Consider the following 25,771-nt stretch of genomic DNA (forward strand, 5'->3'; position numbering starts at 1 on the left):
TTCCCTAAACATTATTCAGGATCCGTCCGGGCGACAGCGTTAAGATTGTCCTTTATATACTCACCCGTTTATATCCCCAGCACCTGTTTTAACCGAACATACCCCGATTTGCTGACCGGCAGTTTCATGCCAACGCTCAGCACGGCCAGGTAACTGTCTTTTTCATAAGGCTCGATGCGTGAGATAAGCTGGATATTGATCAGGTATGACCGGTGTATCCTGACAAAATTCTGCGGGTCGAGCGCCTGTTCGAAATAGGCCATGGTTTTGTTCTTAAGGAAATAGCCTTCGGCCGTTACGATCTTTACATAATCATCCGCCGCTTCGAGGTAATGGATACCTGCTGCGGGTATGATCTTGATTTTGCCATTGTCTTTCAGAACGATCCTGCCGGGATGGTGCGGCGTGAGTCCGGGTGCATTGATGAGTTGCCGGGTATGCTCCCTTTGTTCCTGCGGGTTCTGCTGCCGCCATTTCTGGATGGCTTTGTCAAACCGCTCCTTGCTGAACGGTTTCAGCAGGTAATCCACCGCATGCGATTCAAATGCCCTGATGGCATATTCTTCGAAAGCCGTGGTAAAAATAACCGCCGGTGGCTGCTCTATGAGTTCCAGCATTTCAAAACCGGTGATCTTGGGCATCTGTATGTCCAGGAACACCAGATCGGGTTGGTGCTGCTGTATGGCTTTTACGCCTTCAAAACCATCGGCGCATTCCTGTACGATGTCGATATCCGGGTACTGCTGCAGGTATTCGCGTACGATGCCTCTTGCCAGCGATTCGTCGTCAATGATGATTGCCTTCATACTGGTATTGTGGTATCACAAGTGTGGTGGTAAAAATGCCCTGTTGCCTGCCCGTATGCAGCAGATCGTGCCTGGCAAACAACAGGAATAGTCTTCTTTGTATCGATGCCAGTCCAAAACCGGTGCCCTGCGTGCTCACCGCCGTTTCTTCGTCAAACGGGTTGCTGATGCTGATCTGCAGTTGCCCTTCGCGTTGCTCCGCATGAATGGTGATCATCACATCGCCGGTTGTATCGTACAGACCGAACTTGATGGCGTTCTCCACTACGGGTTGCAGCAGAAGGGCGGGTATATGCAGTGATTCTGTTTGGGCAGACACCCGTATATCTGTCTGCAGCCTGTGGCCAAACCTCACTTTCTCGATATCGAGGTACAGCGCCAGGTGCCGCAGTTCCTCTTTCAGGGTCATGGCCTGCTGCTCGTCGCGTTTTAAGGTGCCACGCAGGAAATCGGAGAGCTGGTGAATCATATGCCGCGCTTTTTCCGGCTGGCTGCCCGCCAGCGCACTGATGGAGTTGAGACTGTTGAACAGAAAATGCGGCTGCAGTTGCTGCCGCAGTTTGAACAGTTCCGCATCTTTTGTCATTTTCTCCGCTTCTTCTTTGCGTTTGTTGGCCTCCTGCTGTTCCTGCAGCGTATACCAGAGAATGCTCATCACCGCCATGGCCCCGAGCATCAGAAAACCGATCACAAAGCGGATGGTGCTGGAGTTGTTCAGCAATGCCAGGTAAAGTTCATCCGCGCCAAACAGCAGCTTCAGCATGGTTTTGGTGATAAATAACCACAGAGCACTCAGCACCAGTCCCATGATCAGTATATACCAGTACCGCTCGCGCTGCGGCAGGTAATATTTCATGTTGTTGGCCACCAGCAGACAGCCGGCCGCCAGGAGAATATTGCAGAGTATCGCCTCTGTAAAACCCTGCAGCAGCCCGGCGCCGTAGCTATGCACCACCCAGGCATGCACGATGATCCAAACGATCCACCATCCCGCAAATGCGAGCCGGAACCTGTTTCCTTTGGTAATCGAGTGCATCATATCAGATAGACTGCAGGAACTGCTCCGTACAGTGTTCCAGCAAATATCTTGCTTTTAGCTGTACGGTATGCTGGTAGTCGCCGCCGTCGCGCTCCTCCCTGATCTTCGAATACACTTCAGCGCCATCGGTTAGCTGTTCCAGTTTATGCAGTTCGGTTACATTGATGAATTTCCACTGCACCGGCCGCTCTGCTTCGTTCAAAAAATGATCCTGCTCCCGCTCGCCTGTCAGCTGTGCCTTGTGAAAAGCATGCAGCTCGTCTTCGGCATAGATCAGCCGCAGTTGTTCGTCGAACTGGGGTGTATGATCGCCATCGCCGCAAAGGATGCGATAAACAAGTTTTGCCAGGTACCAGTTCATAAGATGGGCTTTTGGGAGGGATTGGTAATTTTGGAATTTTGAAATTGGGGATTGTGGGCCGTTGCCACTATGCTCAATAGCTTTTGATTTCAATGCCACCGAATATGGTCACGCCTTTGACGATCAGCACTTTTTTCGGGTCGAAATTGCCTGCCTGCGCCTGTCGTTTGTCTTCCACACCGGCAAAAATGGCCACGGCCTCCGCCGTGCGTATTTCCCAGTGCGGGGGAACCACCAGTTTGGTGCCGCCAAACATCTGGAATATTTCAAGCACCACCGGGCCCTGTATATCGGCCTGGCTCAGAATGAGCTCGGCACCGCCCATAAAACACACGATATCGCCGCCACGGAAATTTTTAGAGGTAACCACTTTTTTCACGCCTGAAAAAATAGAAACGCTGTCTACCCTGTCCAATGAAGAAGCCTCGTCAAAATACTGCGCGTGTTCTGCTTCGGCCGCGGGCATCGGGGTAACGGGTGGCGCGTCGGAAACAAAATCGTCACTGGTGTCGTTTTTCCGGTAATACCATTTTCTTCTTGGCCGGAACAGGAACAGCAGTCCCACGGCTATGATCATAACGGGAAAGAAATAGGGCCTGAAATTGATCGTATCAACAATGTAATCGGACAGAAAAAAGGCACCCACACCCATCAATATCAGCCAGGCCGGATTACGGAAACCATGCCTGATGCCGATCACCAGCCCGATAACGATGCAGAGCATGGGCCAGGTAAACAACCAGTAGGGAAGCCCCAGGTTCATTTTTTCCAGCAGCAGACCCACACCTGCGATCAGGAAAATAAAACCCGTCCAGAACCTGTCCTGCGGGTGGTTGTTCCTGTACTGTCTGTTTCTTGCCATATCCTTTAATTTGACACCAAAACTATTTCGGGAAAGCGCAGAAAAAAAACACTGTTAGGCCACCGTGGTCAAACAGGCGGTCAATGGCGGAAAAAAGGCGGTGAGTGGATTGTGGATTGGCGGATTTGGGAATGGGTGGGGCTGACGCCGGTTTGTCTTTTACTTTACCGTTGCTGTGTTTAGCCATTCAACCATTGAACCATCGAACCATTTCACTCTTCCACCTTCCTAACCTCCCTTCTTCGACTTCCAGCCGATCAGCAATACGCCGGCGATTACGAGCAGGGTGCCGGAAAGCTGTGTGGTATTGACGGGCTCGCCGAGAAAAAAATGTGCCTGCAGAATGGTGGAGACTGGGCCGATGCTGGTGATGATGGATACATTGTTGCTGCCGATCCTTTTCATACCGTTGCTCATCAAAAACGAAGGCAGCACCGTTGCGATCAGCGCGATGGCGAGCGAATACCAGGCAAGGGTGGGCGTCAGCCGCACGCCGGCAAAATCGTGCACCAGCAGGAAATGAATAAAAATTCCCGCCGTGGCGGCCAGCATGGCATAAGCCGTATACCTGGTAGCACCCAGTCGCGGCACCAGTCTGCCCGAGCCCACCAGGTAAACCGAATAGGTGATGGAACAAAGAAAGACCATGAACGACCCGAAATAGAACTGCGGGTTGGTATCCCCGAGCTTCAGCTCACCAAAATAGGCGATGCCGATACCCAGGTAGGTGAGCAACAGCGCAGCCAGCTGCGCCCGCTCCAGTTTTGTTTTGAAATAATAGGTATTGATCAGCACCGCGAACGTGGGATAGAGGAAAAGGATCAGTCGTTCAAGACCTGCCGATACATACTGCAGACCGATGAAATCAAACAGGCTGCTGAGGTAGTAGCCGAGAATGCCCATTGCCAGTACCAGCAGCCAGTCCCGCCGCGTGAGCGCGGCCTGGTTCTCCTTTCTTGCAGCCAGCCCGGCCGCTGCCAGGTAGAAGGGCAGCGAGAAAAGCATACGCAGACAGAGCAGCGTCAGCGCATCCACCTGTGTATCCCTGAAAGCAAGTTTTACAAAAATGGCCTTGGTGGAAAAGAAGACCGCACCAAGTATGGTGATGAAAAAACCGGTGAGTGTGATTTTTTTACCCATTGGCATGTTGGAACGCGACCCATTGACATTGCGTATCGCCGGCGCCGGGCGCTCGCGGGAAACGGCAACTGTTACCATTTCCGGATTTCAAAGTAAACCCTTTCCGGAGGAACGAAAACGGTGCAGCCGGTCAGGCGCTTACGTTGAAATCGCGCAGTGCGTCGTTCAGGCTTGTTTTAAGATCGGTGCTTGCCTTGCGCTGACCGATGATCAGTGCGCAGCTGACCTGGTAATCGCCGGCGTTGAATTTTTTGGTATAGCTGCCCGGTATCACCACGCTTCTTGCAGGAACACGGCCTTTGTATTCAACAGGCTCGCTGCCGCTTACGTCGATGATCTTGGTAGACTGGGTAAGCACCACGTTGGCGCCCAGGACAGCTTCTTTTTCAACGATCACACCTTCCACCACGATACAGCGGCTGCCGATAAAACAGCCGTCTTCCACGATCACCGGACTGGCCTGCAGCGGTTCCAATACGCCGCCAATGCCCACGCCGCCGCTCAGGTGCACGCCTTTGCCTATCTGTGCGCAGCTGCCAACGGTTGCCCAGGTGTCTACCATAGTGCCTTCGTCCACAAAAGCGCCGATGTTTACATAGCTGGGCATCAGCACCACGTTCTTTGCCAGATAAGCGCCATAACGTGCCACCGCATGCGGTACGGCCCGTACACCCAGTGCCTTATAATTGCTTTTCAGCAGCATTTTATCGTGAAATTCAAAAGGAGGCAGGTCCCAGGTCTGCATTTGCTGAATACCGAAATACAGCAGTATGGCCTGCTTCACCCATTCGTTTACCACCCAGCCGTTGTCGGTGGGTGTTGCTGTGCGCAATCGGCCTTTGTCCACCTCTTCTATCACTTCGCGTACGGCATCGGCGTATTTGGCGGTTTTCAGCAGTTCTCGGCTATTCCAGGCTTCCTGTATCAGCAGTTGTAAAGACATGTTTTGAAATTTTTTGCAAACATACAGTATCGTAAGTTGCCACAATCTGTAATTTGCGGCGGTAAATGCAACCTTTCGAAAAAGATATCGAAGCCTGCCTGGAGCAGTTGAACAGGGGCGGACTTATTTTATACCCCACCGATACCGTGTGGGGTATAGGCTGTGATGCAACCAATGCCGAGGCCGTTGCAAAAATCTACGCGCTGAAAAAAAGGGCCGATTCAAAAGCGATGATCGTGCTGGTGGCCGATGAGAGGGATATCCTCCGGTACGTGACCCAGCCCGATCTGCAGATATTCGACTACATCAAAGGCGTTAACAAACCCACCACCGTTATTTACGAGGGCGCCATTGAACTTGCGGATAACCTGATTGCCGCGGATGGTTCCATCGCCATACGTATCTGCGAGGAGGATTTCTGCAGGCACCTGATACGCCGTTTCCGCAAACCGCTGGTGAGCACCTCCGCCAATATCAGCGGTTACCCCTCGCCGCAATGTTTCGATGATATTGAACCCCTTATCCGCGATGGGGTGGACTATGTGGTGAACTACCGCCAGGACGACCGCGAGCCGCGCCGGCCCTCGTCTATCGTAAAATGGGAAAAAGATGGGACACTTCAGATCATCCGACCCTGACAAACCGCCTGTGCATAACCCGGTGCGAAACTTCCGTTTTTTGTTAATTATTTGATTATCATTTAATTGAGACGGTTATCGCAATTACGGCATATTAATTGAATCTTACCTGCTTGTAAGAACGAAACCAAATCACCAATTTAACCAAATAATCAAGCACCATGGCAAAAGTTAGCATTGATGTACCAACCGAGAAAATGCAATCTTTTCTGCAGGCCATAGTAAACCTCGGTATCGATACGCGTTCTGTATTAACCAAACGCTATCGCAAGGCGGTTGATCAGAAAAGACATTTATCACAGTCGCTCAAGAACATGCTGTTCGGCTGGGAGTATTTCAGTAACGAACTGGAGTACGAATAGGAACGGCAAAGCTGTTTCCGCCTGCCGCCTTTTTTCCACAAACCCGCTTTCGCTTAGTTTTGCATCACCATGCAGAAAATACTGGTTGTTCAGACAGCTTTTATAGGTGATGTTGTATTGGCTACCGGCCTGCTGGAAAAGCTGCATGTTTTTTATCCCGACGCCCATCTCGACATACTGGTCCGCAAAGGCAATGAAGCCCTGTTCAAAGGGCATCCATTTCTGCGGCAGGCACTGGTATGGAACAAACAAACGGCAAAGTACCGCCATCTCTGGCAGCTGATCCGGAAGATCCAGAGAAACAAATACGACCTGGTGGTCAATGTACAGCGTTTTGGTGCCACGGGTCTGCTGACGGCATTATCGGGCGCCAAGCATACCATCGGCTTCGATAAAAATCCTTTCAGTTTTCTTTTCTCGGAGATCGTTGTGCATGTGGTGGGGGAGGAAGCGAAGACCCTGCACGAGATCGAACGCAATCACCAGCTGATCCGCTCTCTCACCGACGAAATACCCGGCAGGCCCGCACTGTATCCGTCACCGGCAGATAAGGAAGCGGTGGCTGCCTGGAAAAAACATCCCTATATCTGCATTGCACCGGCCTCGGTATGGTTTACCAAGCAATTCCCCGCTGAGCAATGGATCGAATTTATCGGTGCATTACCCGGCAACATCGCGGTATACCTGCTGGGCGCGCCCGGCGATAACGGGTTATGCGAGCAGATACGTACCAGGGCCATTGCGCTGCGGCCGCAGCAGGCTTCGCCGGTGGTTAACCTGGCGGGCCAGCTCGGGTTTCTTGCTTCCGCTGCTTTGCAGCAGGACGCAGAGATGAATTATGTGAACGATTCTGCGCCCATGCATTTTGCTTCTTCCGTAAACGCGCCGGTTACGGCGGTGTATTGCTCCACGGTGCCCGCGTTTGGCTTCGGGCCCTTGTCCCGCAACAGCCATATCGTGGAAACGCCCCAAGTGCTGGCCTGCCGCCCCTGCGGTCTGCATGGACGGAGGGCCTGTCCGCTGGGTCATTTTCACTGCGCCACGCATATCCGGACAGAACAATTGCTTGCCACCATGGTAGAGAGATAATAGTAACGGCACTGCAGGCTTCTTGGTGCAGCGGCAATCTTCAACGGGCAATTGTTCGCCCGCACTTACCTTTGCCGTTTATGGAGATCGCATTTACTGCAAAGGAGACTGGCATATTCAGAAAGATCAGCGAGGCCGCTGCGGGCCTGGGTGTTCCCTGCTACCTGATCGGGGGATTTGTTCGCGACAAGATTATCGGCAGACCCACCAAGGACGCGGATATCGTTTGCCTGGGCGATGGCATCGAGCTGGCGCATGCCGTGGCCGCTTTTTTCGATCCCAAACCGCCGGTGGCCTATTTCAAAACATTTGGCACCGCACAGATCAAACTCGGCGATTTTGAAATTGAATTCGTGGGCGCCCGCAGGGAAAGCTATACGCATACCAGCCGTAAACCCGAAGTGGCGCCGGGTACGCTGGAAGACGACCAGAACCGCCGCGATTTTACCATTAACGCCCTGGCGGTAAGCCTGGGAAAAGAAGATTTCGGCACGCTGATCGATCCGTTCAACGGGCTGGTGGACATCAGCAATCAACTTATCCAGACACCGCTGGAACCTTTACAGACATTCAGCGATGATCCGCTGCGGATGATGCGTGCGATCCGTTTTGCGGGCCAGCTGCAGTTTGCGATCGATGCAAAAACATTTGCCGCGATAAAGGAAAACGCCCATCGCATCAGGATCGTTTCGCAGGAGCGGATCACGGATGAACTGAACAAGATCATGCTGTGTGAAAAACCATCGGTGGGCTGGGACCTGCTGTATAAATCGGGTCTGCTGAAACTGGTCTTCCCGCAGATGGTAGACCTGCAGGGCGCCGAATACGTGGATGGGAAAGGGCACAAAGACAATTTTTACCATACGCTGCAGGTGCTCGATAAAATGTCGGAGAAAACCGCCGATCTCTGGCTGCGCTGGGCCGCTGTATTGCATGATATCGGTAAACCGGCCACCAAGAAATTTGAAGAAGGACATGGCTGGACATTCCACGGGCATGAAGTGGTGGGCGCCAAAATGGTGCCTAAAATATTCACCCGGCTGAAACTGCCGCTGAACGACAAAATGAAGCTGGTACAGAAATTGGTGCTGTTACACCTGCGGCCGATCAGTCTGACAAAAGAAAACATCACCGACAGCGCCATCAGAAGGCTTTTATTTGATGCGGGAGAGGATATAGACGCATTGCTGATGCTTTGCAATTCGGATATCACCAGCAAGAACGAACAAAAAGTGAAACGGTATCTCCAGAATTTTGAACTGGTACGGCAGCGGTTGCAGGAGGTGGAGGAAAATGACCGCATCCGCAACTGGCAGCCGCCGATCACGGGAGAGCTGATCATGCAGAAATTCGGGCTGCCGCCAAGCAAACCGGTGGGTATTATCAAAGACGCGATACGGGAGGCAATACTCGACGGTATTATTCCCAACGAATACGAAGCGGCCTACGCCTTTATGTTACAGAAGGCATCCGAACTCAACTTGCAGGCAGTGGAATAAATTGTATTTTAGTAGGCTGATTGTACACTTAAAAACGAAAAACAAAGAACCGAATGGCGATTTTGAAATTCAGGATTTATCTCGAAGAAGATGATGCAGTTTACAGGGACATTGTAATCAAACATACGCAGTCTTTCCAGGAACTGCATTTTGCCATATTGAAATCGTACGAATTCGATTCCAAACACAAAGCCACTTTTTACCGCAGTAACGACAACTGGCAGAGAGGCCGGGAGATCAGCTTTGAAAAATACGAGAGACCGTACGTGGTGGAGCCGCTGATCATGCAGGAGGTGAACATCGGCTCTGAGATACGGGATACCAACCAGAAGTTCATTTACGAATACGATTTTGTAAAACACTGGGTGTTCCTGGTAGAGCTGATCAATGTCAGCAAGGAAGAAAACAGTAAGGTCAGCTATCCGGCCACCTCGCGCGTGGAAGGCATCGGTCCGCAGCAATACGGCACCAAGAGCCTGCTGGGCGATAAGTTTGCCGATATAGAGGAGAAATACGACCTGGCGGAAGCCACCGACGGATTTGGCACCGAAGGAGAGGGCGAGGGCGAAAGTTCTTCGGAAGAATCATTCGGGTCAGAAGATACGCAGGAGGATTTCTGATGCTGCGTGGCCGGGTGCATGGCTGCATGGCTATACTGTTACGCTGGTAAACGGTTCAACAACGCCATTCTGCAATAAAACCATTCAACAATGCAGCCATTCAGCAATACAGCCATTTAACTATTTAACCATCCCCACCACTTCCCATGCAGGAACCTACCGTGATTGTCGTTGCCGGACCAACCGCCGTTGGCAAGACGGCATTTGCGATAGCGCTGGCAAAATATTTTAAGACTGAGATCATCTCTGCCGATTCAAGACAGTGTTACCGTGAAATGAAGATCGGTGTGGCGCGCCCGTCCGAGAATGAACTGGCGGAAGTGCCGCATCATTTTATCGCTTCGCACAGTGTTACGGAAGACCTGAACGCAGGCAGTTTTGAAAGATATGCGCTGGATATTGCCGCGAAACTTTTTGAAAAACAGCAAGTGATCGTACTGGTTGGCGGTACGGGTTTGTATATACAGGCATTCTGCGAGGGGATAGACCCGATGCCCGAAGTGCCGGAAGCTGTGAGGCAGGATGTGATCGAAGGATACCAGACCAAAGGATTGATCTGGTTACAGAAAGAACTGCAGCACAAAGACCCGGTATTCTGGGAAGTGGCCGAACAACAGAACCCCCAGCGTTTGATGCGCGCACTGGAAGTGCTCAACGCCACCGGAAGATCGATCATGGAATTCCGTACAAAAAAGAAACAGCAGCGACCGTTCCGCGTGATCAGGACGGGATTGGATCTGCCCAAAGAGCAGTTACACGAACGTATCCACCAACGGGTAGACCAGATGATGGCGGACGGTCAGCTGGAAGAAGTGCGCTCGTTACTGTCTTACCGGGAGCACAATGCGCTGCAGACCGTAGGGTACCGCGAACTCTTTGACTGTATAGACGGAAAATTGACGCCGGAGCAGGCAGTTGAGAAGATCAAGACCAATACACGTCACTATGCAAAAAGACAGCTTACCTGGTTCAGGAAGGATACGGCATTTGAATGGTTCCTGCCTGAGCTGACCAATGTGCACAAAGTTGCTGCGTTGATTGAAAGATGAATTGCCACAGATTGGCACAGAGGAGTTCTTTCTGTGATAATCTGTGGCAATAATTTTTATCTCTTGGATCCTAAAACTTAAATCCAACCGTCAGCACCAGATTACCTTTAAATCCTTTCTGCTCGGCATAGGTATTGGGTTTATCGTTCAGCCTGTACGCAAACACCACATCCTTTGTGAAATTGTGCGCATACCCCAGGTCGATGAAAATGCCATGGTTGCGGTACCCCAGTCCGCCGGTGGCCAGTATGCGGTTGGCGTTCAGTGATTTATCTGCATACGGACTTCCATAATACGCACCACCGAGACGGAACATCACCGTATGCCATTTCAGTTCGCCGCCTATGCGGAAATTGATATTGCCTTTATACGTGTCTTTGATCGTTTCATTGATCATATCGTAATAATTCCGCAGCGCGTTGTCTCCTTCGTTGTTGCTGGTGGCCGAGAACCGTGCGCCGCGGTAGTTCACATATTCCAGGTCGGCGCTGATAAATGCACGCTGCCGGCGGGTATCGCTGATCTCACGGAACACATAACTGGCGCTGACGATCGCTCTCCAGGGAGTGATAAGGTTGTATTGTCTTTTGCCTGCGTTACCGCTGTTCAGTGCATCGCTGGTTGCTTTGCGAAGACCGGCATAGCTCTCGGTGTTTGCCGTGATCTCCGCCTTGATCCTGTCTGTGAAACTCATCAGCTGCGGCGTATGGATGGCAAAACCAACGCGCCAGAATTCCTGGGGTTTATAGATCAGTCCCAGCTTGGCGCCAATGCCGATGCCTTTTGACGAAAAACTTTCTTTATACTCGAAAAAAGAGAACTGGTTGTTGGGGTTGCTGGTATAATCTGTTTCGCGGTAGCTGATATCGCGCCAGTAGCTTACGATGGGAATGGTGAGGCTGCCGCCGATATAGAGCCTATCGTCCATATTGCCTGCCCCGCCGATGGCGATTTCGTGCGATCCGCCGCGTGTGATCGCATCATAGCGCTGCCGTACACCGGTGGAAATGGGCACCAGGCTCTGGTAACCCATTACCGAACCGCCGGCGCCGCGGATGGTATCGATCAGGTAAGTGCGGAATGCCAGCGAAGACCCGAAAATATAATTGCTCAGCGCTGCATTGGTATCGGCCCTGTCGCGGGTAAGTTCTTCCAGGTACTGTTCGCTGAAGGAGCTGAAATTGTTGACGCCGCTGAACTGTACGCGGTTATTGTAACTGGCCAGCTGCATAACCGAAATGGCAAAGGCGCTGCTGGTCCATCTGTTACCGGTATGGTTTCTTCCGCCGAACACAAAACCCGATGTGCCGTAAGAGAATGCATTTTTTTGATTGGAGGTATCGGTGCCGCGGTAGCCGAATTTATTGCTGTTGAGCTGGAAGCCGGGACTCAGCACAAATTCCCTGGTCTTGTACAGACCGATGCCCGCAGGGTTTACATGGTTTGCTGTGATCTCGCCGCCAAGTGATCCCATTACGCCGCCGGTGGCCACATTGCGGGCAGTGCCGTTCTGTGTAAACCAGGCGGTGCGCAGGGCATCTTCGGGCGACTGTGAAAATGCGGTGATGCCAAGCGCCAGACAGAGGGATAGCAGTATTGTTTTCATAACATGGTTTTGGGTATAGGTATGTCACCAGGCCTTACGGCCCGGAAAAATGTGCACGATGGATGGTTCCGGTAAACTAAATTACCCCCTGCCGCCACGACCTGTGCTGCTGCTCGATCCGCTGCTCTTGAATCCGCCGCTGTTGCCACCGGCGCTGCTGCTGGTAGAAGGCGTGCTGCTGTTATTTGTTGGCGCAAAGGTTCTTGCTGGCCTGTCGAAGCTGTTGGTGCTACCATTGGGGGAGGTGGTAAACACTTTTTTCAGCAGGTTGCCAAAGTTATTGTTATTGGTAGCCGAGGGCACGAAATTGCCCGACTTATCGCGGTAACCGTAATTGGAATTGTTATAGGTTTTGTTCTTGTAGGCCGACAGGTTGCTGCCGGATGTATAACCACCGCCGCCGAATTTGGGCGTACTGTAATTTACCAGGGTATAATACGGGTTGTTCCAGCCATAATAAGCGCCGCCGCCCCAGTAGGGTCTGCCATAGTAGGAAACACCGATATACAGGCCATTGTTCCAGGTGTTGTAAAGAGAGTAGTTGTTGTAATTGCAGAAATCATAACGGCTGTCGTACCAGTAAGCATAATCATCCAGCGAAGACCAGCGGTTGCGGTTGGCTACCTTCATCCTCAGGTAACGGTCGTCCTGGCTGCTGATGTATTCGTCGTAATCCTCACGGTCCTGTTGCCGGCGCGTCTCTTCCTTCGCTGTCAGTCCTTCCCGGCCGGGTGAATAATAAACATCGTCTGGGGTTTGTCCTGCCTTGTACGCGGTTGAGCAACCGGAAAAAATTGCCATACCAAGAATAGCGGAGAGTAACAGTTTTTTCATAACAGCCGTATTAAGGTTAGATAATGTGAAGTTACATACATTTGCGGTCTTGTAACTTCTGGTATTTCCGGAGCAAATGTTCGGCCAACTAACATTTGTGAACCGGTTTATATGTTAAAAATGAGATAAAACTTTATGGGTAAGGAGATCACTTCAAGAGAACAGGATTATTCGCAGTGGTATAACGATCTTGTCATCAAAGGCAGCCTGGCCGATTACAGCGCCGTGCGCGGCTGTATGGTCATCAAACCCTATGGTTATGCGTTATGGGAGAACATGCGCGATGTGCTGGACAGGATGTTCAAAGACACCGGTCACCAGAATGCATACTTCCCGCTCTTTGTTCCCAAAAGCCTGTTTGAAGCCGAGGAAAAAAATGCGGAGGGCTTTGCAAAAGAATGTGCCGTAGTAACGCACTACCGTTTAAAAAGCGATCCCGTTAACAAAGGCAAACTGATCGTAGACCCCGAGGCAAGACTGGAAGAAGAACTGGTGGTTCGCCCAACCAGCGAAGCCATTATCTGGAATACCTATAAGGGATGGATCCAGTCGTACCGCGATCTGCCCATCCTGGTAAACCAGTGGGCCAATGTGGTAAGATGGGAAATGCGTACGCGTTTGTTCCTGCGCACTGCCGAGTTCCTCTGGCAGGAGGGACATACCGCGCATGCCACGGCTGCGGAAGCCATCGCCGAAACCAGGCAGATGCTGGATGTATACGCCGATTTCGTGGAGAACTGGATGGCATTGCCCGTGGTGAAAGGTGTAAAAAGTCCCAACGAACGTTTTGCAGGCGCCGAAGACACTTATTGCATCGAAGCACTGATGCAGGACGGTAAGGCATTGCAGGCGGGCACCTCTCATTTTCTGGGGCAGAATTTTGCAAAAGCCTTTGATGTGAAATTCTCCGACAGGGATAACAAACTGGATTATGTATGGGCAACCAGCTGGGGCGTAAGCACCCGGCTGATCGGTGCGCTGGTGATGGCGCACAGCGACGACGACGGGCTGATACTGCCGCCGCGTATTGCACCCCTGCAGGTGGTGATCGTACCGATATTCCGGAACGAAGAACAGAAAGCGCCCATAGATGCCAGGGTGAAAGAGATCATGCTGCGTTTGAAAGCAATGGGCATTTCCGTGAAGTACGACGACTCTGATAATGCAAGACCGGGCTGGAAATTTGCGGAATACGAAATGAAAGGCGTGCCCGTGCGCATGGCCATTGGTACGCGCGACCTGGAGAACAATGTAGCCGAGATAGCGAGAAGGGATACCAAGGAGAAAATGAGCGTAAGCCTCGATGGCATCGAGATCTATATCCAGACGCTGCTGGTGCAGATACAGCAGGGGCTGTATGATAAAGCCCTCGCTTACCGCAACGAACATATTACGGCAACCGATAACTGGGAAGAATTTCAGCAGCTGCTCGACACCAAGGGCGGTTTTGTATCCGCACACTGGGACGGCACAGCCGAAACAGAAGAAAAGATCAAGGAACTGACCAAGGCCACGATACGTTGTATACCGCTTGATAACAAATCGGAAGAGGGAAAATGTATTCTTACGGGCAACCCTTCCGCCCAGCGGGTGTTGTTTGCACGCGCTTATTAATTCTTTGGCGAGAAAGCATGAAACAAAAACCGGTACCACCTTACCTGCAGCCCTACCTGGAGGGTAAAGTATTGTTATTGGACAAGCCGCTTCACTGGACTTCCTTCGATGTGGTGCGAAAACTGCGCAACCTGATCAGGGTAAAGAAAGTAGGACATGCCGGCACCCTGGATCCGTTGGCCACCGGCCTGCTGATCGTATGCACGGGTAAGTTCACGAAGAAGATCAATGAATACATGGGGATGGAAAAAGAGTATACCGGCAGTTTCACGCTGGGTGCCGTTACGCCAACCTATGATCTCGAAAGCGAACCGCAGGACCACAAGGATTTCGCGCATCTTACCGATACCATGATCCATAATGCCACGAAGCCTTTCACCGGTGAGATTATGCAGGTGCCGCCCGCGCATTCCGCCATCAAAAAAGACGGCAGGCCCGTGTATCTCGCAGCCAGGAAAGGTCTTGAAGTAACACTCGACCCCAGACCCGTAACGATACATTCGTTCAGCATCGAAAAGATCGAACTGCCGGTTGTTTATTTCAGGGTGGTGTGTTCCACCGGCACCTATATCAGGAGTCTCGCCCATGATTTCGGCAAAGAACTCGGCGTTGGCGCCTACATGAGCAGTCTCCGCCGCACCCGCATCGGCATATTCAACGTTGAAGACGCGATGAAGATGGAGGAATTTGAGAAGGAAATTGAACAGATGAGGAAGGAGGAAGGAACAGATGAACAGATGAACAAGGAATAACGAATATCGATCGGAGGGGGATGGCTGATCGGTCGTGGAGCGTGAAAACATACTCATGCCGACTACGGACTCTTCTCAAGACAACTCACGATAACTCATGACAACTCACGTTTCACGCTTCACGCCTTACGTGCATCACTAAAATGGCAGGCCTATTCCCAGTTGGATGGCGTAATTATTCACTTTCAGTCCGTTGGTTCTGTATTCGTTCCAGCTGATGCTGTTGGCCCAGCCGCCGGGGGTGGGTCTGAGCGGGTCTTTCAGTTTGAAACCGCAGTCAACACGGATCAGGAAATAGGAAAAATCCATACGGATACCCGTTCCCACGCCTACGGCCAGATCGCGGTAGAGATTGGAAAACGAGAATGCCGCCATCGGGTCTATATCGCTGCGTTTTACATTCCATACATTGCCGATATCGGCAAACAAAGCACTGGATACCTGTGCGCCGGCGATGGTGGTGATGGGGAAACGGTATTCGATATTGGCTTCCAAACGCATATCCCCGAACCGGTCGCGGTAACTGTTCTTGGCGGTATCCTGCTCAGCCAGCGTGGAACTGCCCAGCCCCAGCTGGCGCAAACCCCAGGCACGCATGCTGTACGGTCCGCCCGCCGAAAACTGTTTGAAGAAAGGCATGGTCTGGTTGGTGGCGGTATCGCCTCCGTAACTGTAGCCTGCACCGCCAAACAAATGCCAGGCGAGTTCTGTTCTGCGGAACTTAATCATCCTGGTAAACTCGGCCTCCGCTTTTACATACCGGTAAATATTATCCTGCAGCCCGGGTATCAGGCCAAACAGTCCGCCGGCTTCTTCCAGGCTGAGACGGATGCGGTGACTTGCCCTGGGGTTTCGTGCAGAAGTTACCGATCGCAGCAGCGACACGCTCTGGCTGATGATGCGTCCCTCGTTAAAAGAGGTTTTCAGGAAGGGGTTCTGTTTGATCAGCGTATCCAGCTTGGCCAGTTTATCGAGGGCATAGAACTCCAGGTTCAGCGGGCGGTACAGCCATACGTTATTGCCTTTTTTCCATTCGTATCCCCAGTTGGTCACCAGTGAGCGGAGCTGGTAGTACTCACGCCTGTCAACATACGAGCCGTTGATGGAGAACAGGGTTCTTTTGTTATCAAGCCTGTTCAGCGCCCGCCAGCGGCTGAAGGGTTGTATCAGCCTGGGAAAGGAATAGGTATGTCCAAGTCCTATGAGGAATGTCTGCACCAGCGGGTCCTGGTTGGAGGTAAGGATATTCAGCTCCACACCCGTGCGGAATGTGGTGAGCGATTGTATCGCTCCCTTCCACACATTGCGGTTGGTGTATTCGATATTGCCGGTAAAGCCCCAGAGATTGCCAAGACCGATATCTGCGGTGTTACGGCTTGCTTCGAGTCCCAGCGTATAGCTCTGCTTGACGGCGGGGATCAGAAAATAATACAGGTCGAGCGTATCCCTGCCCCTCGGCACGGCTTTGCCATCCACCTGCTGCCAGGCGCCCAGCTGGCCCAGCGTATTGATGGTTTTGAAATAATTGGCTTCATTGTACAGATCGCCCGTGCGCAGGTAGCTGTGTTCGCGCAACGGCCGGTAATGGAATTTGCCTTGCTTATAGCGCATCACGATACCGCGTCTGGTGGATTCCCGGAAATCGCGTCTTTTGATCAGGCTGTCGGGCGATTCGGCGAGTTTGCTTTCGGGATAGAAATAGGTTTTGCCAACATAATACTGAACCAGTTTATTGGTATCCGCAGAAGCTTTGCGCATGACGGTGATATCCCATTTGGGATCTATGCGCCGGTTTCTTGCCGCTTCCGCAATGATCTGGGCCTGTCGGAAAGGATCCAGCGTAAGTGTCAGCAGATTGGCGTCGATGCTGTCGACCAGTGCATAGATATCCTCGCGTGTAAAAAAGTAATACCCGTTCTGCCGGTAAAAATTCACCAGCCTGTCGAGTTCGCTGTTGATGATGTCTTTCGAATAAGGCTTACCCTTTACCAGCAGCGTATGCTCTTTTTGTTCCATTGTCAGCCGCTGCAGGTTGGAATCTGCAAGATTGAAGGAAACCGAATCGATGCTGATGTTCTTGCCGGCATCGATGTACATGATCAGGTTGGTACGCAGCTGGTCTTTTACGGTGTCTATCCGCACAGAGTCTTTATACGTGGCATAATAATAACCCTGCGCGTTGAGATAGGCGTTCATATAATTGACCGATCGCGTAACATTGGCCGTATCAAAAACAGGCGGGTTTTGTAACCGATACATGTAAAAGAACCCAGGCCGCTGCAGTCTTCTTGCCTGTGCGCTGTCGTCCCAGTAATTCTCCAGGTCTGTGAGTAAACGATTTTTCTCATCTTTGGACATACTGCCGGTGAGTTCGATCCGGTTGTTGAAAACAAAAGGTTTTCCAACCGGATACTCCTTCACCCTGGTGCTGGTTGTAACGGAACATGCGCTGATCATTGCCAGGATGGAGAGTAGCAGTAAGAAAGAAAAGGTTCGCCTGTAACAGGTAAAATCCATAGCAGATGTTAAGCAAGAATGAGGTCAAATATATTCAATCTTTATGCCAGAAAAGACAAAGACTGCAGGAAGGACTGTTCCTTGCAGAAGGCGTAAAGCTGGTGGATGAGTTGCTGCAAAGCGATTTCCGGATCAGAAAACTGTATGCGGCCGAAGCCTGGATCCGGGGCCATCCCGGCGTTGAAGCCGTGCAGGTTACCGACGACGAGCTGGCCAGGATCAGCGGGCAGGCCAGCCCCAACCAGGTGCTGGCGGTGGTTGAACAGAAGCAACCCCCGCGTTTGCCGCTGTGGAAGGGCAGGCTGTCACTGGCGCTGGATGGCATACAGGACCCGGGTAACCTGGGTACCATTATCCGAATTGCAGACTGGTTTGGCATCGGGCAGATCATGGCAAGCGAGGATACGGTTGACTGCTACAACCCCAAAGTAATCCAGTCTACCATGGGCAGCTTTCTGCGGGTCACCGTCTGGTACGGCAAGCTCGAAACCGCTTTGTCTGCCGCCGGGGTTCCGGTGCTGGGCGCGCTGCTCGACGGTAAGAACCTGTATGTCTCTGGAAAACGCAGTGAAGGCATCCTGCTGATCGGCAACGAATCCAAAGGCATACAACCGGCATTGCTGCCGCTGGTCACGCATCCCATTACCATACCCAGAATAGGAGGGGCGGAATCACTGAATGCCGCGGTGGCAACGGGTATAATCCTGTCGCATATCGTATAACATAGGGGCGATTGCCAATGATCAGTGATGAATGGCCGAAATGGTAAGGGGATCAGCGGAACTGTATGGCCCTTATCGGACTTATTCTTTTTACCAGCAGGGTGGGGATGATCAGTGCAAGGTAGCAAACCAGCGCGGTGGCCGTGCAGATGGCCAGCACCTGCCACCAGATAATGCTCACCGGTGCGGTAGCCACATAATAGGAACTTTCGTCGAGCCGGATAAAACCGGTTTGCTGCTGCAGTATCGCCAGTCCGAGACCGGCCAGCAGCCCGATACCGATACCGCGGATAGTGATCGCCGTAGCCTGGTAGAGAAATATTTTCCGAATAAGCGCATCGCCGGCACCCACGGCTTTCAGGATACCGATCATTCTTGTCCGCTCCAGGATCAGGATCAGCAGGCAGGTGATGAGGTTGATAACGGCCACCACCGACATCACGATAAAGATCACATTGCGGTTTACGTCCTGGATGTTCAGCCAGTCGAATATATTGGGAAACACTTCGCGTATGCTCCGGCTTTCCCATTGCAGCGGCAGCTGGTCAGACAGCTGTTTGTTGACCGTGTCTATCCGGCGGTAATCGTTCAGAAAAATTTCGTACCCGCCAATCTGGTCGGGGTCCCAGCTGTTTACGCGCTGCAGCAGACGCAGATCGCCGATGATGAACAATTTATCATACTCTTCGATCCCTGTTTTATAGATACCTGCAACCCGCAGTTTGCGATAGGTTCTGTTGCCGTCGTTCAGCGAAATAAAATAAACGGTTGCCGTATCCCCGAGGCGGATATCGAGCTGGGCCGCAAGCTGCGCCGAAACCATCAGTTCCCTGCTGTATAACGAATCATCAAAACAGAGCCAGCGCCCCTGCAGCAGGTATGCGTGCAACTGGCTGCTGTCGTAATTCCGGTCGATGCCTTTCAGCAGCACCCCTTCGATCTCTTTGTTCTTTTCAAGCACGGCAGACTTGGTGGCAAAACCCTGGAAATTGCGGATGCCCGGTTGCTGCCTGATGATGGTTTCAACAGTATCGTTCCGGGCAATGGGGTTTTCTTCGGCCACCAGCGATTTACCGGGCTCGTATCCCTGCACCCTGATATGCCCCCAGAAACTGAATACTTTTTGCGAAACGGTCTGCTGAAACCCGTTCACAAACGCCATGGTCAGTATCATAGCGGCCACACTCAGCGCCGTGGCGGCAACGGACAGCCTGATGATGAACCTCGAAAAAGAGCGCTGACCGGTAAAAGCAATGCGTTTCGCAATATGAAAGGCCAGGTTCAAATGGAGAGGGGTTGATTCAGGCAAAACTAACGACATGGGTCTGTATTTGAGAATTTTGCTGCACCTGAATCCTGAAATTCCGCCATGGCATTTCTTAACGGCCTGTCAAATTTCAATATTCACCATTCCTGATCCCCGGTTGCCCCGCTGTGCTATTTCTGTTTATCGTAAGTTTACCCATGCGTTGTGCGTTAGTGATTGTTCTGGGTGCTTTATCCCTCGGGCTTTTTGCCCAGCGTTTGCCCGACCAGGTGTATATGGCCGGTATCCGTACCCCCAAACTGTTTCAGCAGAACAACCAGCAGAGCCTGCCGGTATGGGTGTTGAATTCGGCCGAGCAGCTCGAGCTGCATTTTGATGACCTGACGGGTTACCCGCGGAATTTTTATTACACGCTGCAGTTGTGCAATGCAGACTGGGCACCGGCCGATGTGAATATATTCGACCAGATCAAGGGCTTTTTACAGAATCGGCTGTCGCAGTACCGGGTATCTTCGATTGCTGCAACAAAATATGTGCATTACCAGGCTTTGTTACCTGAAAGGAATTGTATGCCAGCCAAAGCGGGTAACTACCTCCTGAAAGTTTTCCTGGATAACGATACCGCCAAACTTGCTTTTACCAAACGCCTGCTGGTATTGGATCAGCAGGTGCTGATCGGCGCCAGCGTGCAGCAGCCTTTCAACAACGAATACCTGCGCACCCACCAGAAAGTGCAGTTCTCTGTTAATACGCAGAAACTGAATATACTCAGCCCGCAGCAGGTGAAAGCGGTGGTGGTGCAGAACAACAAATGGAATGAGGCGGTAAAGGATATCCAACCGGCATTTATCAGGGGAAATGTATACGATTACAACGGTGAGCGCGACTGCATTTTCTTTGCCGGCAAGGAATACCGCTGGGTGGATCTGCGGAGTTTTCGGTTTCTTACCGACAGGATGGAAAGTGTTGACCGGCGTTCCGCTCCCAATGACATTATGGTGAAGCAGGATATGGAGCGAAACGACCTGCGCTATATGTATTTCAGCGATCGCAACGGGTACGATGAGATAAGCACCACCGAATCGGTCAATCCCTGGTGGCAGGGCGACTATGCCAATGTGCAATTCAGTTTTGTGCCCCGGGCCAACCGGCCATACGCGGGAAAGGATGTGTACCTGGTCGGCGAGCTGACGGGTAACCGCGCCGGCGATACCTCGCGGATGGTGTATGACACCTCTGCCGGTATGTATCGAAAAAGCCTGATGCTGAAACAGGGCTACTACAGCTACTATTACGCCACAAAGGATGCCCGTAACCAGTACGCCAGACTGGATCCCTCGGTAACCGAAGGGAATTACTGGGAAACGGAAAACGAATACACGATCCTCTTCTACAACCGCCCCTTCAGCGCCAGGCATGATGAACTGGTTGGTATGGTGACGGTGAATTCGAGGGCTGCGCGATGAATGGGGAGGGAGGTCGACATGGAGATGTTTTCACGGCCTACCTCCGCTCCCCCTCCGATCGATATTCGTTATTCCTTGTTCATCTGTTCATCTGTTCATTTGTTCAATTTATTCCTTGTTCAATCATCCCGATTCCCTTAATTTTGCGCCCGGCAGGTCTTACACGGCCAGCTCCTGCTGAACCTCCCCAGGGCAGGAATGCAGCAAGGATAGGCGGTTGTAGCGGTGCGATGTGAGTAGCCTGCCATTTTTTTTCTTTTATCCGCGGATGATCCATTCCGCGGTCAGCATATCTGACATCCAAAACCGCATTCATGAAATTTTTCATCGACACGGGTAATCTCGCCCAGATCAAGGAAGCAAACGATTTAGGTATTCTCGATGGTGTTACCACCAATCCCAGCCTGATGGCCAAAGAAGGCGTTAAAGGCGAGGAAGCCATCGCCAATCACTACAAGACCATCTGTGAGATGGTGGACGGCGATATCAGCGCTGAAGTATTGTCCACCGATTTCAGCACCATGGTGGAAGAAGGTAAAAAACTCGCCGCGATCCATCCAAATATCGTGGTGAAGGTTCCGATGATCAAAGACGGTGTCAAAGCCATCAAATGGTTTACCGATAACGGTATCCGTACCAACTGTACCCTGGTATTCTCTGCCGGACAGGCGATCCTGGCCGCAAAAGCGGGTGCCAGCTATGTATCACCTTTTATCGGCCGTATCGACGACAGCGGCTGGGATGGTATGGAACTGATCGGCCAGATCCGTCATATCTACGATATACAGGGTTTTAAAACCGAGATACTCGCGGCTTCTATCCGCAGCGCGCTGCATATCATCAAAGCGGCGGAACTCGGTGCGGATGTTTGCACCTGTCCGCTGGACTCGATCCTCGGTCTGCTGAAACATCCCCTGACCGATATCGGTCTTGCGAAGTTCCTCGAAGACGCAAAGAAAATGTAAACCGACCGGTTGCATAACCGGAAATGATTTTACGGTTTACCGGGTACAAAGTACGATGCTCCGGCATCTGTACAGGTACCCGGTAAACCTTTTTTTTTGCGGTTCTTATTCCCTTTCTATCCTTTTTATTGCTTCGCGGATGCTTAGTGCAGGCAGGGGATGCTGCTGTACAAAACGGCTCACCCATTCCGGATCTGTTTTTGAATATTCGCGCAGGGCCCAGCCGATCGCTTTCTGGATAAAGAACTCCTTCGACCGGCTGCAATGGAGTATGTACCTGGTAAGCAATTCCGTATCCGTGTCTTTCCTGAACTTTTTCTGGAACAGGATACTGCTGCGCTGCAGCCAGATATTGGCTGAGCGGTTCCATTTACCGGTTACCGTTCCGATGTTTTCAGGATACAGCCTGAAATAATCGTTCAGCCATTCGCTGGCAATATGATCCACACTGTCCCACCAGCTTTTGGTAACCAGGCATTCTTCCATAAGCCCGATAACAGAGGCGTTCCATTGTTTTTTATGCCAGGCAAACAGTTCGATGGCGAAATACTGGTACTCGCGTTGCGGAAGCGCGAAGCATTCCCTTACAATGGCTTCCAGCTCCGTAAGACCGGATACCGGGTATTGCCGGTAATGCTCCCTGCACAATCGCCTCCGCCCGGGTGTTTTCAACCCGAAGAAAGTAAATTGGTTCAGCAGATAGGCTTCTGCGCCCGCAGCATTTGCCGCGTTGGCGTTTTGCCGGAACGCGCGGGTGATGGGTACCAGGTATGTATGCATGGAATACGCCTGCTTCTTTAGGGTAACATATGGGTAAATACCATCACAGGTCGATCACCCTTTTTTCGGTATGACTTTTTACCGCCGCCTCGATGATCTCCATTACACGGATGCCATCCTGCACGGTCACCGGCATGGGTTTGTCGTAACGCAATGCCTGGTATACGCCATCGTAGTAATCGTAATAATTGCCCTGCAGCGTGGGTACCTTCTCGCGGATGAGCTTTCCATCTTTTTCCGTATGCAGCAGTCCCTGCTCGGATTGGGGTTCTGTGCCCCAGTCGGTAAGATTGGGTTTTTTGCCCGCCACCAGTTCCGTTTCCTGTATATCGGCGCGGCTCTTGAGAAAACTGCCCTTGCGTCCGAATACACTGAACGCGGGTAAAGGCTCCCTTACCTGGTAACCCGATTTCAGCCGTACACGCAACGCCGGGTAGTAGAGCAGTATCTCGAAATAATCGTCTACCTGCGAACCGGGCCGCGTGATCCTGAGATCGGCAAATACGGCAGAAGGCATGCCGAAGAGAAAGAGTGCGCCGTCTATCAGGTGCGGACTCAGGTCGTTCAGGATGCCAGCGCCGGGCCCCGGTGTTTCTTTGTGTGGTTTGGGACTGAGTTCGTCTTTAAACCTGTCGAAATGGAATTCCGCCTCCACGATCTCGCCAAGCCAGCCTTCCCGGATGATGCTGGTAACGGTTTTAAAATCGCTGTCCCAGCGTCTGTTCTGGAATACCGAGATCTTCTTTCCTTTTTTTTCTGCAAGTGCCTGTAGCGCGTAGGCTTCCGCAAGCGTGGCGGTAAAGGCTTTTTCCACCACCACATGTTTACCCGCCTCGAGTGCTTTGGTGGTATAGTCGTAGTGCGTTGCGGTGGGGGTGTTCACCACCACCAGTTCAATGCTTTCGTCGCCCAGCACTTCCTCGAGTGAGCGGTATATTTTGCTGCCGGGGTAAACCGCGGCCGAATCGGATTTGGTTCTTTCCCAGATACCCGTCAGTTCAAATCCGGGATGTAAATGAATAAACGGTGCATGAAAAGCTTTACCTGATAAGCCAAACGAGAGCACAGCGGTTTTGATAGCGGACATAAGCTTTGTATTCGCGATAAAATTAAGTCAGGGAGACAATACGGCAGCGCTGAATTTTTGCGCAGACAGTGTTGCTGCGAAAAAAAGCGGCCATACGGCCGCCTTCAAAAGGGGGAAGGGATGTATGCCGGTTTATTTTGGCCTGCGGCGCCATGTCTGCAGCAGGAATTTACCATAGGCATTGGTGCCGGTAAGCCTCACCTCGTTGTTCAGCAGCTGCAGTGTGGCGGGTTTGTATTCAAGACCGCTGATGCAGCTGCTCACCAGGCAGCCGGCTTTGAACTGACCCGAACCGGCCGAAGTGCTGAGCTCTTTCCACATCACATCGGTGGGTCTTACGCAATACCTGTTCTTCTGCAACACCGTGATCATACCATCCGCTGTAACGGGATCCACCGATATTACAGTTCCATTCAGCGCGCTGTCGTCATCGGTGGTACTGACCAGTTGCCAGTCTCCTTCGAGCTGGTAAAGACCGGTCGGGCCCGGGGGCAGTTTCCGGGTACTGCATCCATACACAGACAACAGTACGCACACAACAAGGGGTATGGTTGCTTTTTTCATATCAGTTGGTCGAATCCTTTGCATAGTTAGTGTGTTTAGCGGGTCGGGGTTTTATACCATTTCACAGAAAATTTACATAATTCACAGATTTTCTTCTATTTATACTGTTTTGCCGGCTATCTTTAGCAGAATAGCATGCACCATGAAAAACGAATTTGTAAAGGTACAGACCTGTGAGCCCCATCGAACGCGTACCAAGGAAATCCTTCGCGAATGCCCGGAAATGCGCAAACTGATCGGTAAGAACCCTTACACTTTTGCAGCCATCCTGGGCCTGGTGGGCATCCAGCTGGCCGCCTGCTGGATGGTATCGGACCAGCCCTGGTGGGTGGTGCTGGTTGTTGCCTATACAGTTGGCGCTTTTGCCGATCATGCGCTGTTTGTGATGATACATGAATGCGCGCATCGCCTGGTGTTCAAAACCCGTACAGCCAACAGGCTGGCGGGTCTGGTGGCCAATTTCCCGCTGTTATTTCCCAGTTCCATATCGTTTGAGAAATACCATATCAAACATCATTCCTTTCAGGGAATACACGAGCTGGATGGCGATCTTCCGAATTACTGGGAGGCCAAGCTCATCAATAATTTTTTTATCGGGAAAGTGATCTGGCTGTTGTTCTATCCGTTCTTTCAGCTGTTTCGCATGCCCAGACTGAAAGAGATCAAACCGTTTGATAAATGGACAGCGCTCAACTGGACGCTGCAGATACTGGTCGCTTTTGCCATTGTCTGGTTCTTCGGGCTCAAGGGCATCGCGTTTTTCGTAGCCAGCTTTTTCTTTTCGGTGGGTCTGCACCCACTCGGTGCAAGATGGATACAGGAACACTACCTTACACACGGGGAACAGGAAACCTACAGTTACTACGGCGTGCTCAACAAAGTGGCTTTCAACGTGGGTTATCACAACGAACACCATGATTTTCCCTCCGTGCCCTGGAACAGGCTGCCGCAGATCAGGAAAAGCGCCCCCGCATTTTATGATACCCTGTCGTACCATACCTCCTGGACAAAACTTTTCTTCCGTTTTCTCTTCGATAAAGAAATATCCCTGTTCTCACGCGTGATCCGCTCCAACCGTGGCAAGGTCAAACTCTGCGACCAGTCAAAACCCGATATGGAACTGATAGAGCAGTAACACCGGATATACGCTGAAAAACCCCGGAACAGGCAAAAAACAACTCCCGACAAC

General features: G+C 51.7%; 25 protein-coding genes and 1 other RNA gene. 13 read left to right on the top strand and 13 right to left on the bottom strand.

All coding sequences use genetic code 11. The features are described from left to right. Positions 1 to 68: 68 nt before the first annotated feature. The 6 genes from GWC94_RS05540 to GWC94_RS05565 form a co-directional block, all read right to left on the bottom strand. Positions 69 to 806: a LytR/AlgR family response regulator transcription factor gene (locus GWC94_RS05540; RefSeq protein ID WP_161834038.1), complete on the bottom strand. Its 738-nt coding sequence runs from the start codon at positions 804 to 806 to the stop codon at positions 69 to 71. Further along, positions 787 to 1,845 (bottom strand): sensor histidine kinase, encoded by a 1,059-nt coding sequence (locus GWC94_RS05545; protein WP_235918465.1) that lies wholly within the window; start codon positions 1,843 to 1,845, stop codon positions 787 to 789. Before GWC94_RS05545 ends, GWC94_RS05540 begins: the two co-directional genes overlap by 20 nt. Before the next feature lies 1 nt (position 1,846). Next, positions 1,847 to 2,206, bottom strand: a complete 360-nt coding sequence (locus GWC94_RS05550) for a DUF4288 domain-containing protein (RefSeq protein WP_161834039.1) — start codon at positions 2,204 to 2,206, stop codon at positions 1,847 to 1,849. 73 nt (positions 2,207 to 2,279) lie between these two features. Then, a complete protein-coding gene (locus GWC94_RS05555) occupies positions 2,280 to 3,068 on the bottom strand; it encodes a LiaF transmembrane domain-containing protein (RefSeq protein ID WP_161834040.1) in 789 nt (262 codons plus the stop codon). A 228-nt stretch (positions 3,069 to 3,296) separates the two neighbouring features. Beyond that, positions 3,297 to 4,286, bottom strand: coding sequence for a DMT family transporter (locus tag GWC94_RS05560; protein WP_235918466.1), 990 nt, complete (start codon positions 4,284 to 4,286; stop codon positions 3,297 to 3,299). 52 nt (positions 4,287 to 4,338) lie between these two features. Then, positions 4,339 to 5,151 (bottom strand): 2,3,4,5-tetrahydropyridine-2,6-dicarboxylate N-succinyltransferase, encoded by an 813-nt coding sequence (locus GWC94_RS05565; RefSeq protein WP_161834041.1) that lies wholly within the window; start codon positions 5,149 to 5,151, stop codon positions 4,339 to 4,341. Positions 5,152 to 5,216: 65 nt separating this feature from the next. Between GWC94_RS05565 and GWC94_RS05570 the strand changes: the two genes are divergently transcribed. The 6 genes from GWC94_RS05570 to miaA all read left to right on the top strand — a co-directional run bounded on the left by GWC94_RS05570 (position 5,217) and on the right by miaA (position 10,408). After that, positions 5,217 to 5,789 (top strand): L-threonylcarbamoyladenylate synthase, encoded by a 573-nt coding sequence (locus GWC94_RS05570; RefSeq protein ID WP_161834042.1) that lies wholly within the window; start codon positions 5,217 to 5,219, stop codon positions 5,787 to 5,789. 161 nt (positions 5,790 to 5,950) lie between these two features. Then, on the top strand, positions 5,951 to 6,151 hold the full coding sequence (locus GWC94_RS05575) for a hypothetical protein (RefSeq protein ID WP_161834043.1): 201 nt from the start codon (positions 5,951 to 5,953) through the stop codon (positions 6,149 to 6,151). Positions 6,152 to 6,220: 69 nt separating this feature from the next. Then, entirely contained in the window at positions 6,221 to 7,240 is a 1,020-nt protein-coding gene (locus GWC94_RS05580) for a glycosyltransferase family 9 protein (protein ID WP_161834044.1), read from the top strand. Between the two features lie 80 nt (positions 7,241 to 7,320). Then, positions 7,321 to 8,739, top strand: coding sequence for a CCA tRNA nucleotidyltransferase (locus GWC94_RS05585; protein WP_161834045.1), 1,419 nt, complete (start codon positions 7,321 to 7,323; stop codon positions 8,737 to 8,739). 53 nt (positions 8,740 to 8,792) lie between these two features. Further along, positions 8,793 to 9,359: an IS1096 element passenger TnpR family protein gene (locus GWC94_RS05590; RefSeq protein WP_161834046.1), complete on the top strand. Its 567-nt coding sequence runs from the start codon at positions 8,793 to 8,795 to the stop codon at positions 9,357 to 9,359. Between the two features lie 146 nt (positions 9,360 to 9,505). Beyond that, a complete protein-coding gene (miaA, locus tag GWC94_RS05595) occupies positions 9,506 to 10,408 on the top strand; it encodes a tRNA (adenosine(37)-N6)-dimethylallyltransferase MiaA (protein ID WP_161834047.1) in 903 nt (300 codons plus the stop codon). Between the two features lie 70 nt (positions 10,409 to 10,478). Here miaA and GWC94_RS05600 read toward each other — a convergent pair whose 3' ends face one another. Continuing rightward, positions 10,479 to 12,014: an aromatic hydrocarbon degradation protein gene (locus tag GWC94_RS05600; RefSeq protein ID WP_161834048.1), complete on the bottom strand. Its 1,536-nt coding sequence runs from the start codon at positions 12,012 to 12,014 to the stop codon at positions 10,479 to 10,481. An 81-nt stretch (positions 12,015 to 12,095) separates the two neighbouring features. After that, positions 12,096 to 12,848, bottom strand: coding sequence for a hypothetical protein (locus GWC94_RS05605; RefSeq protein WP_161834049.1), 753 nt, complete (start codon positions 12,846 to 12,848; stop codon positions 12,096 to 12,098). A gap of 135 nt (positions 12,849 to 12,983) precedes the next feature. Here GWC94_RS05605 and proS point away from each other — a divergent pair, with 135 nt between their 5' ends. After that, positions 12,984 to 14,462 (top strand): proline--tRNA ligase, encoded by a 1,479-nt coding sequence (gene proS, locus GWC94_RS05610; protein ID WP_161834050.1) that lies wholly within the window; start codon positions 12,984 to 12,986, stop codon positions 14,460 to 14,462. Positions 14,463 to 14,479: 17 nt separating this feature from the next. Beyond that, complete coding sequence (truB, locus tag GWC94_RS05615) at positions 14,480 to 15,214, top strand: tRNA pseudouridine(55) synthase TruB (RefSeq protein WP_161834051.1); 735 nt, start codon at positions 14,480 to 14,482, stop codon at positions 15,212 to 15,214. A gap of 138 nt (positions 15,215 to 15,352) precedes the next feature. Here truB and tamL read toward each other — a convergent pair whose 3' ends face one another. After that, positions 15,353 to 17,731 carry a translocation and assembly module lipoprotein TamL gene (gene tamL, locus GWC94_RS05620; protein WP_161834052.1) on the bottom strand — a complete coding sequence of 793 codons (2,379 nt, stop codon included), beginning with the start codon at positions 17,729 to 17,731 and terminating at the stop codon, positions 15,353 to 15,355. Positions 17,732 to 17,736: 5 nt separating this feature from the next. On the opposite strand from tamL, the gene GWC94_RS05625 reads away from it, so the two are divergent. Beyond that, the gene (locus tag GWC94_RS05625; protein WP_161834053.1) at positions 17,737 to 18,453 is read left to right on the top strand and encodes a TrmH family RNA methyltransferase; all 717 of its coding nucleotides are present in this window, start codon (positions 17,737 to 17,739) and stop codon (positions 18,451 to 18,453) included. A 52-nt stretch (positions 18,454 to 18,505) separates the two neighbouring features. Here GWC94_RS05625 and GWC94_RS05630 read toward each other — a convergent pair whose 3' ends face one another. After that, the gene (locus GWC94_RS05630) at positions 18,506 to 19,774 is read right to left on the bottom strand and encodes an ABC transporter permease (RefSeq protein WP_235918467.1); all 1,269 of its coding nucleotides are present in this window, start codon (positions 19,772 to 19,774) and stop codon (positions 18,506 to 18,508) included. A 143-nt stretch (positions 19,775 to 19,917) separates the two neighbouring features. Between GWC94_RS05630 and GWC94_RS05635 the strand changes: the two genes are divergently transcribed. From GWC94_RS05635 to fsa, 3 genes are all read left to right on the top strand, one after another. Beyond that, entirely contained in the window at positions 19,918 to 21,186 is a 1,269-nt protein-coding gene (locus GWC94_RS05635) for a type IX secretion system plug protein (RefSeq protein WP_161834054.1), read from the top strand. 150 nt (positions 21,187 to 21,336) lie between these two features. After that, an RNA gene (gene ffs / locus GWC94_RS05640) (signal recognition particle sRNA small type) lies at positions 21,337 to 21,436 on the top strand. Between the two features lie 64 nt (positions 21,437 to 21,500). Then, on the top strand, positions 21,501 to 22,151 hold the full coding sequence (gene fsa, locus GWC94_RS05645) for a fructose-6-phosphate aldolase (protein ID WP_161834055.1): 651 nt from the start codon (positions 21,501 to 21,503) through the stop codon (positions 22,149 to 22,151). Between the two features lie 105 nt (positions 22,152 to 22,256). On the opposite strand, the gene GWC94_RS05650 is transcribed toward fsa, so the two are convergent. The 3 genes from GWC94_RS05650 to GWC94_RS05660 form a co-directional block, all read right to left on the bottom strand. Next, the gene (locus GWC94_RS05650) at positions 22,257 to 22,931 is read right to left on the bottom strand and encodes a DNA alkylation repair protein (protein ID WP_161834056.1); all 675 of its coding nucleotides are present in this window, start codon (positions 22,929 to 22,931) and stop codon (positions 22,257 to 22,259) included. Positions 22,932 to 22,974: 43 nt separating this feature from the next. Further along, entirely contained in the window at positions 22,975 to 24,018 is a 1,044-nt protein-coding gene (locus GWC94_RS05655; RefSeq protein WP_161834057.1) for a Gfo/Idh/MocA family oxidoreductase, read from the bottom strand. Positions 24,019 to 24,150: 132 nt separating this feature from the next. After that, positions 24,151 to 24,582 carry a hypothetical protein gene (locus GWC94_RS05660; protein WP_161834058.1) on the bottom strand — a complete coding sequence of 144 codons (432 nt, stop codon included), beginning with the start codon at positions 24,580 to 24,582 and terminating at the stop codon, positions 24,151 to 24,153. Positions 24,583 to 24,724: 142 nt separating this feature from the next. Here GWC94_RS05660 and GWC94_RS05665 point away from each other — a divergent pair, with 142 nt between their 5' ends. Further along, the gene (locus GWC94_RS05665; RefSeq protein WP_161834059.1) at positions 24,725 to 25,717 is read left to right on the top strand and encodes a fatty acid desaturase; all 993 of its coding nucleotides are present in this window, start codon (positions 24,725 to 24,727) and stop codon (positions 25,715 to 25,717) included. Positions 25,718 to 25,771: the final 54 nt, after the last annotated feature.

It is taken from the genome of Sediminibacterium soli (genome assembly GCF_009939225.1).
Classification (GTDB): Bacteria; Bacteroidota; Bacteroidia; order Chitinophagales; family Chitinophagaceae; genus Sediminibacterium; species Sediminibacterium soli.